Genomic DNA, 7,979 nt, shown 5'->3' with positions numbered 1-7,979 from the left:
CTTTGTTTTAGTGGGACAGGCTTTCCAGCCTGTCCGCACGGGCTAGAAAGCCCGTGCCACCGATATAAGAAATTCTTGTGCAATGTTCGATTTCCCGTAATAAACTAATTTTTAGAGGTGCCTTTAAGTTAACAGTAAACTTGAAATTAACATTTTAAGGTCCCAAAAATAGTTTTTCAGCAACCTGCTAGCCCCTCCTTCGCAAGGAGGGGAATCAAGGCCCCTTCACCGGGTCAGGGTAAATTTTTTCCTTCCAGTTGGAAAACTTCCAACAACCTCCTCCCCTTACGAAGGAGACCTTTGCGTAAGGCAGCAGAGGTCATGGGTTATAATTGGTTTGTTTGAGGACTTATTGAATGTAACGGGAGGTTTTTCGATGCAGAGGAAACTGTGTCAATTGAGCTTTGCGGATGGTTTGGTATCAGGTGCGCAGAATTTTCTATCGGAAGCGGAGGAGTTTTTGGACTGGGATGAGATTGCAAGTGAGTTGTCGGGGATATACAGTTCCGGCACGGGTCGGCCATCGTATCCTCTTCTGGTTTTATTCAAGACGCTTCTTCTTCAGCAATGGTACGGGTTATCGGACCCTGGCATGGAGGAAGCGCTGTCTGATCGGATCAGTTTCCGGCGTTTTGTAGGTTTGAGTTTGTCCGATCCGGTGCCGGACCATTCGACAATCAGCCGGTTCCGAACGAAGTTGGGAGACCGTTATGAACGATTGTTGTCGACCTTGAACGGGCAGATCGAGTCGCGAGGGTTATTGATCAAGCAAGGGACGATGCTGGACGCATCGTTTGTTCCGGCTGCGAGCAAGAAAAAATCCGTCGATCCGGAAGCGGGTTCATATGGTCGTTATCCGGAGAAGGGCTCTAGTGGTTATAAGATGCATGCGTCGGTGGACCGGAAAACGGGTATCGTTCGCCGGGTGATCGTCACCCCGGCGAACATCAACGACGCAACCCCAGCGGATGCTTTGATCATGGGGGATGAGCAGGCGGTGTATGCGGATAAGGCTTATGATAAGCATTCCAGGCGGGCGGCTCTTGAGGCGAGAGGAGTATTTGCGGGGCTGATGCATCGGGCGAACAAATATCATTCGTTGAGCCGGGAACAGACCGCGTTCAACAAGCGCATGTCCAAACTGCGTGCGCCGGTGGAGCATGTCTTCGGCATCCTCAAGAACCATTACCGGCTGAGGCGAAGCCGGTACATTGGCTTGCAACGGACCGCCGCTCAAATCACATTGGCCTGCATGGCAATGAACATAAAACGCGCCCTGGTACTATCGAAAACCTGACAAACGAAGGCAAAGAGCCTGCCTGAGACTACAGGAACCCTGAAAAAGGGCAGGAAATACACATCAAACAATCGAATAACATTAGAACCCCCACCCAAAAAAACAGAAAATAACTACCTGGCTCCCAATAGTGCCTTACGCAAAGGTCTCCTTACGAAGGGGAGGCCGGGAGGGGTTAACTTTAACTTTAAGAGATTCACATGGACCCTCTGATACAAGCCATCATCGACTTTATGGAAACCCTGCCGCCGCTTTTGCAATTGATAGCAGGAGGTTTTGCTACCCTTGGTATCATCAAAATTGTATTGATGATCGCCAATTTCATCGAAAACAAACGGGGAAGGAATAAACTCCCAGAAGACAATAGCTGATTTCTTCAGCTTGGCTCAACCAGGAACGCTTTTTATAAAACGAACTCCATCAAATCTTCCGCAAAGAAAATCTCGCCCGTGTATTCTAGGGAAACGATCTTCCTGAACTCGGTCAGATCACAAGGGGGATAAAAATGGGTGAGGCACAGCTTTTTGCAATTGGCTTTTTGGGCAAGTTTTGCGGCAGGGGTGGGCGACAAATGACCGTCTATTTTCAAATCGTCCGGTAACGCGCATTCGAGGACCATCAGGTCGGCATCCCGCCCCAGTTCGATCATCCCGTCACAGGTGTCGGTGTCTCCGGAAAATGCCGCTGTTTTGCCTCGCGCATCGGTCATGCGGTAACCGCGGCTGATGGGGATATGTTTCACCTTGCGGGTGGTGACGCTCAACCCGTCGTACTCTCTTGTCTCTTCATCCTGCTCGATGATTTTTATTTTATAGGTCTTAGGCGTCAGCCAGCCTTTGTAAGCTTTTTGAAGCCCCGCAAAAAACTCTCCAAACCCCGGTCCAGCGACGATCTCCAGAGGTTTTACCCTGGGGTCCGGGGGATGGCGTCCGGCAAACAACAAAGGGACCAGGTCATACATGTGGTCGGGATGAATGTGGGTGAAGTAGATGCGGTCAAGGTCTTTGTAGGTAACGCCCAACCGCAATAATTGATGCAACGTCCCATAGCCGCAATCGATGAGGGAATGGATGCCGTCATTCTGGATTAAAACTCCCGATGAGTTACGCGTAAGAGACGGCACGGACGTGCCGGAGCCTAAGATGGTGATTTTCACAACGCGCTCGATAGTGAAAGGAAGAGTTGCACTGGGTTCAAAGCGGCCCTAAGAAGCGTTGGCCGCAAGGTTCAAAAAATGAGAATTGTTAATAGGAGGCTTTGATGGCCGCCAGAACCGCCGCTTCCATGCCGGACCACTTCGCATCGGCCTTCTTGTTGACGGTCACGAAGTCCGTCATCAGAAACACCTGCTCCACGCCATCGATGGCAAACAGGGCTTTCGCCACCGGGCAATCCGCCGCTTCTCCCGCATTTTTATAGGTTTTGTAGCCGGATTCGATCGCGTTGCAATTGAGAGTGTATTTCATTGCGTGCTCATTAGGAGTCGTGGAAACAGTCACGTCAACAGCCATAAAAATTTCTCCGATTAAAATTTTGAATTAAAAAAAAACCGCAAGCAGGTTCCAAAAGATCCCCCCTTGCCCTACTCCGCCTTCTGCGATTGAGGCCGGAAGATTCCAAAGGAACTGGTGTACCCGTGCAGAAAAGTGGCCTTTCCCACGGGACCGATCTCGCCATTACAGAAAAACCCGCCAAGCGGTATTGCGCCCATTTTATCTTTAAACATGTCGGTGTCGTGGTTGGGTCGGCCATACAAATACTGCCCTCGCCCCAGACAGGAAAACAAAAGGGCGCCGCATGCGTCATCCGCCTTGCCGCCTGCATGATAACGGCTCAACATCACATCCAGATCTTCCGCCGACATGACCTTATCTCGCAAGTGAAACTGCACCAATTGTCCTTCCCTCAGCATCGCTCCGATTGCCAGCGCCCCGGATTGATGATCGACTCCCATCAGGTTGCGGATCAAAAAATCGCCCTGCTGCGGGTCGTCCTTCAACGGGTCCATTTCTATCCCCAGAAACAGGGAGGTTTTCATCAGGTTGCGGTCATTTTCATTCAGCGTTTCGTTGATTTCCTGAAGCACTTCCATCGGAGGTTCGTTGTCTAGTTTCTGCAACATATTTTGCTGGCATTGGGTGATTTTTAAAGGTTGCCCAATCGGTCGACACCCTTGCGCCACAATGGTATCGACCACAATTTCGCCACTCAAAGCCACCCCTATCAAACCCTCCGCATACACCGTGTCGCCCAGGTAAAGGGCGTTTCCACCTTGCGTGTGAGCGCCACTGGCCAACCCGCCGATTTTTTTGCTGTTGGGATACGCAAAGTCCATCCCGGCAAGAAACTCCTCGCCACGAAACGAAAACGGGTCGGCAAGAAATATGAAATGCGGTTGCGTCTCGGCCTTGACCCCCAGCCAATCCCGCCACACTCCCGGCCCTGTGTCCTGGTCCGGCAGTTCCATCGTTCCGGTTCGTACCGGCTGAACTTGCACCCCCGGCAAATGCGCGGCGGTGATGCTGAACGCGGGTTGCTGTTCGACTTCCTGACCGGCACCAATGATGCCGCCGCCGGAGCACCCGAAAAACAATCCGGGTTCCATCCGCTCGCGGATCATCGGAGGAATTTCATTATAATGGTCTGCGAAATGCGGGGAGACAAACACAACGGTCAGATCCGCCGGTTTCCCTGCCAATTGGGTTTTTATACTCTGAGTGGCCTCTTCGATGCAGGCTTCTATAGTGTCCTGAGTTGATATGGCTGAAGCCCATTTCATGGGAAACTCCTTTTGGGGGACCATTAAAAATTGATATTTTTTGGCTTTTGCAATCGCCTGTCCCTTATTTTACAAGACGATTCTCTGACTAAGATGCTAACCCGCCGCCTGAGATTTATCCGTGAACCAATTAATCACCGCCTCCGCCGCCCGGGACCCGTTTTGAATGCAATCTGGAATGCCGATTCCCGTATAAGCGCTACCGGTGAGAAACAATCCGGGAAAGGCACTCAACGCCTTCTCAACCGAATCGATCAACGCGGCATGACCGACCCGATATTGCACATTGGATTTTTTATTGTGAAAAACCTTGCAGATTTCCGGCTCCTGGTGGATTCCCATGAGGTCCGCCAGCTCTTTTTTAACCATCGCCGCGATGGCGGCTTCGTCCTGTTCCGCCAAGCTTTCATTCTTCGCCCCGCCCACGTAACAGCGGAGCATCACGTAACCTTCCGGCGTGCGGTGGGGGAATTTGGACGAGGTCCACGTGCAGGCGAGAATCTTCCGCCCTTCCGTCCGTGGGACAACAAACCCGAATCCGTTCAGGGGATGCGAAAATCCTTCTTTACGATAAGCCAGGGTCGCGGTCGCCGTGGAAACGTATTTGATCTCTTTTAATAACTCCGAGACTTTAGGCGCGATGGGTTGTAATAATTCCGCCGCCAACCGGGCCGGGGTGGCGAAGATGACGCCATCCGCCGCCAGCGTTTCCCCGTCTTCTAAAACAACCTGCCAGCCCGCTTCATGCTTCACCACTTCCCGCACTTTGGCGTTGGCGCGAAACGAAACGTCCGGCGATTTTTCGATCACGGCATCCACCATTTCACCGAGACCGTTCTTTAACGTCATGAACAGAGAAAACGATTTATTATTGCCGTTGGGTTTGTGCATGAGCATCTGCCGTTTTCTCGCCAGCATGCCCAGTATGAGAGAGCGATATTTCTGCTCGGTCTGCACGAACATCGGGAACGTGCTCTGGATGCTCATGGTTTCCGGGTCGCTGGCATAGATGCCCGCCAGCATCGGCTCGGCCATTTTTTGCAGGGCTTCCTCGCCCATACGCCGACGCACAAATGAAGCCAGGCTTTCATCGGCTGTGCCGCGCTTTTTGGGAATCAACAAATCCAGCCCCATGCGAATTTTACCGGGAATGCTAAATAAAGGCGTGAACGCAAACGGCAGAAACTGAGTGGGAATCATCAGGCTCAAACCATCCGGCATGGTCACCAGTTTTTTACCGGTGTACACATACGTTTTGGTCTGGTCCTTGTTGGTGCCGACCAGCCGGTCGCCCAACCCCAGCTTTTTGCACAACTCGATAGCCGCCGGTTTCTGCGAAATGAAGGAATCCGGACCCCGTTCGATCACGAAACCATCCGATCGCTCGGTGGCGATCTTGCCGCCAAAACGGTCCGCCGCTTCCAGAACCACGCATTCAAGATCCACCCCGGCGGAAATTTCTTCTTGCAGACGATAGGCCGCCGCCAGCCCGGCAATGCCGCCCCCTATGATGATGATTTTTTTCATGCGGCCATTATGGCAGGTTTGCTCAAAACCTGCAATCGGATCAACACATTGGAGAGGATTTAAGGGAATAAAATTCCCCCTTCTGTGAAGGGGGTTAGGGGGATTTACCGTCCTGATGTTCGACCAATTCCTTAATTTTTCCGAGAACCCCTGCGATGTTCTCTAAAACCTCACAATTGGTGAAACGCAATACTCTCAAACCCTTTGATTTTAAATATTGAGTGCGGTTCAAATCATAGGAGATGTGAGCGGTCTCTCCATGCGTGTCACCATCAATCTCAATGACCAGTTTTAACCGGTGGCTGTAGAAGTCCACAATGTATTTGCCAATAGGCTTTTGCCGATTAAAAGAAACTTCTTTATAAAAAGGCATTCTTCTGAGCGAGTTCCAAAAATGTTTCTCTGCTGGTGTGAGATTGTTCCGTAGTTGTCGTGCTTTTTCTTTTAAGGGTATCTCTAAAAATTGACTAAATGCTCCTAATCGTCAACTTAAGGAGATGGCTTTGTTTTAGTGGAACAGGCGACCTGCCCTTAAATTTAAGGATAGGTCGCCCGTGCCACCAATATAAGAAATCCTTGTACAGTGTTCGATTTCCTGTAATAAACTAATTTTTAGAGATGCCCATAAAAGAACTTTTTGCCAATAATCCCAATCTAATACGGATTGCCCTAATAATTTACAGGTTACCTTCCTATGGTCAGTTACACCTACGAACTTCAGGACCCGAATATTCTGTTGTCCAATACCCGCTCGGGCTTGCTGGCGCTGGGCGGGGAGTGGAATGAGGTTGCGGCGTTTATAAGGGAAGGGCATGTGGAATACCGCCCCAAGCAAATCAACCCCATGCGTTCGGGATATCGCTATGTATATCAACGCGCCAAATTGGACCTGACCTTTTATTTTCCGGAGAAAATTTTTGAACATCTGCTGGAGTGGCTGGACCGGGAAAAACTGGAAATTTTGAAGGCTGTGGTGCAGTCCGCCTTATCCAAACGCTCAGGATACGATGTCAACGAGTTCCATATCCGCGGCATCATCGGAGAAGATAAGGAAATCTAACAGGTTGCTGAAAAACTACTTTTGGGACCTTAAAATGTTAAATTCAAGTTTCCTGTTAATTTAAGAAAACCAGTAGCACAGCCTGGAAAGGCTGTGCCACTTAAAAGCAAAAACCTGTAAAACTTAACCCGCTGACGGATTTTTCTCTTTTTCAGCAACCTGCTAATGTCAAATTATCGATTACTACGATGAAGACATTTCAGAACCATCTTTAGTTTCATTGGTCCATGAAAAATCAAAAGGCAGGTCCTCGCGAATGGCGTGGCGTATTTTTTTCATCCAGTTTTGATAAAACGCGATGTTGTGCAGGGTGTTCAGCCTGAGGGCGAATATTTCATCTGCGATGAAAAGATGCCGCAAATACGCGCGGGAATAATTGCGGCAGGTGTAGCAATCGCATTCGGGATCAAGCGGAGAAGCGTCGGTCCGGTATTTGTTGTTTTTAATATTCAACTTTCCCTGACTGGTAAATAGTGAGCCATTTCGGGCGTTTCTGGTGGGCATGACGCAGTCGAACATGTCGATGCCCATTCCACTGCAGGCCAGTAAATCTCTGGGTGTGCCGACCCCCATCAAGTATCGGGGTTTGTTTCTGGGAAGCAAGGGGGCTGTGAAAGCCGCCATCTCGTGCATCGTCTCAATATCCTCACCGACACTCAACCCGCCGATAGCGTATCCTGAAAAATCGATTTCAACGATTTGCCCGGCGCTTGCGGTACGTAAATCTTCAAACATCCCCCCTTGCACGATTCCAAAAAGCGCTTGTGTTTCTTCCCCGTGAACCGCTTTGCACCGGCGAGCCCAGCGCGTGGAAAGGTTCAGAGATTTTTCGACAGCGGATTTTTCGGCAGGGTAGGGCATGGGTTCGTCAAAAGTCATGATGATGTCCGCGCCCAATGCCTGTTGAACTTTTATGGCATGCTCGGGAGAAAAAACATGAGTGGAACCGTCGATATGCGATTTGAACGTGACCCCTTCCTCAGTTACCCTGGCAAGCTTGTTCAAACTGAATACCTGAAAACCTCCGCTATCGGTGAGGATGGGTTTGTCCCAATTCATGAAACGATGCAGACCTCCTAACGCCTGAATGATTTCGTGGCCGGGGCGCAGATACAGGTGATAGGTGTTGCCCAGTATGATTTGTGCTCCGCAGGTTTCCACCTCTTCCGGTGATAAGGATTTAACTGTTGCCTGCGTTCCTACGGGCATAAAAGCCGGTGTGTCGATATTTCCGTGCGGAGTGGTGATGACCCCCAGCCGGGCAGAGGAATGACTGTGTTGCTTTAATACTTCATATTTAAACATGGTTACGCCGC

General features: G+C 50.2%; 9 protein-coding genes. 3 read left to right on the top strand and 6 right to left on the bottom strand.

Features of this window, described 5'->3' with window-relative positions; all coding sequences use genetic code 11:
- Nucleotides 1-376: 376 nt before the first annotated feature.
- Together O3C58_07205 and O3C58_07200 are read left to right on the top strand one after the other, a co-directional pair.
- Nucleotides 377-1,297 (top strand): IS5 family transposase, encoded by a 921-nt coding sequence (locus O3C58_07205; protein MDA0691640.1) that lies wholly within the window; start codon nucleotides 377-379, stop codon nucleotides 1,295-1,297.
- 200 nt (nucleotides 1,298-1,497) lie between these two features.
- Nucleotides 1,498-1,668 carry a hypothetical protein gene (locus O3C58_07200; GenBank protein ID MDA0691639.1) on the top strand — a complete coding sequence of 57 codons (171 nt, stop codon included), beginning with the start codon at nucleotides 1,498-1,500 and terminating at the stop codon, nucleotides 1,666-1,668.
- Nucleotides 1,669-1,700: 32 nt separating this feature from the next.
- On the opposite strand, the gene O3C58_07195 is transcribed toward O3C58_07200, so the two are convergent.
- From O3C58_07195 to O3C58_07175, 5 genes are all read right to left on the bottom strand, one after another.
- The gene (locus O3C58_07195; GenBank protein ID MDA0691638.1) at nucleotides 1,701-2,453 is read right to left on the bottom strand and encodes a ribonuclease Z; all 753 of its coding nucleotides are present in this window, start codon (nucleotides 2,451-2,453) and stop codon (nucleotides 1,701-1,703) included.
- 88 nt (nucleotides 2,454-2,541) lie between these two features.
- A complete protein-coding gene (locus O3C58_07190) occupies nucleotides 2,542-2,808 on the bottom strand; it encodes a NifU N-terminal domain-containing protein (GenBank protein ID MDA0691637.1) in 267 nt (88 codons plus the stop codon).
- A gap of 71 nt (nucleotides 2,809-2,879) precedes the next feature.
- Nucleotides 2,880-4,076, bottom strand: a complete 1,197-nt coding sequence (locus tag O3C58_07185; protein MDA0691636.1) for an FIST C-terminal domain-containing protein — start codon at nucleotides 4,074-4,076, stop codon at nucleotides 2,880-2,882.
- A gap of 96 nt (nucleotides 4,077-4,172) precedes the next feature.
- Nucleotides 4,173-5,603, bottom strand: coding sequence for a protoporphyrinogen oxidase (hemG, locus tag O3C58_07180; GenBank protein ID MDA0691635.1), 1,431 nt, complete (start codon nucleotides 5,601-5,603; stop codon nucleotides 4,173-4,175).
- Nucleotides 5,604-5,697: 94 nt separating this feature from the next.
- Nucleotides 5,698-6,057 carry an endonuclease domain-containing protein gene (locus O3C58_07175; GenBank protein MDA0691634.1) on the bottom strand — a complete coding sequence of 120 codons (360 nt, stop codon included), beginning with the start codon at nucleotides 6,055-6,057 and terminating at the stop codon, nucleotides 5,698-5,700.
- A 240-nt stretch (nucleotides 6,058-6,297) separates the two neighbouring features.
- Between O3C58_07175 and O3C58_07170 the strand changes: the two genes are divergently transcribed.
- Nucleotides 6,298-6,663, top strand: coding sequence for a hypothetical protein (locus O3C58_07170; GenBank protein MDA0691633.1), 366 nt, complete (start codon nucleotides 6,298-6,300; stop codon nucleotides 6,661-6,663).
- Nucleotides 6,664-6,846: 183 nt separating this feature from the next.
- Here O3C58_07170 and tgt read toward each other — a convergent pair whose 3' ends face one another.
- On the bottom strand, nucleotides 6,847-7,968 hold the full coding sequence (tgt, locus tag O3C58_07165; GenBank protein ID MDA0691632.1) for a tRNA guanosine(34) transglycosylase Tgt: 1,122 nt from the start codon (nucleotides 7,966-7,968) through the stop codon (nucleotides 6,847-6,849).
- Between the last annotated feature and the right edge of the window lie 11 nt (nucleotides 7,969-7,979).

Source organism: Nitrospinota bacterium (genome assembly GCA_027619975.1).
Classification (GTDB): Bacteria; Nitrospinota; Nitrospinia; order Nitrospinales; family VA-1; genus JADFGI01.
The sequence above is the reverse complement of the archived record's forward strand: the minus strand, read 5'-3'. Positions and strand labels throughout refer to the sequence as shown.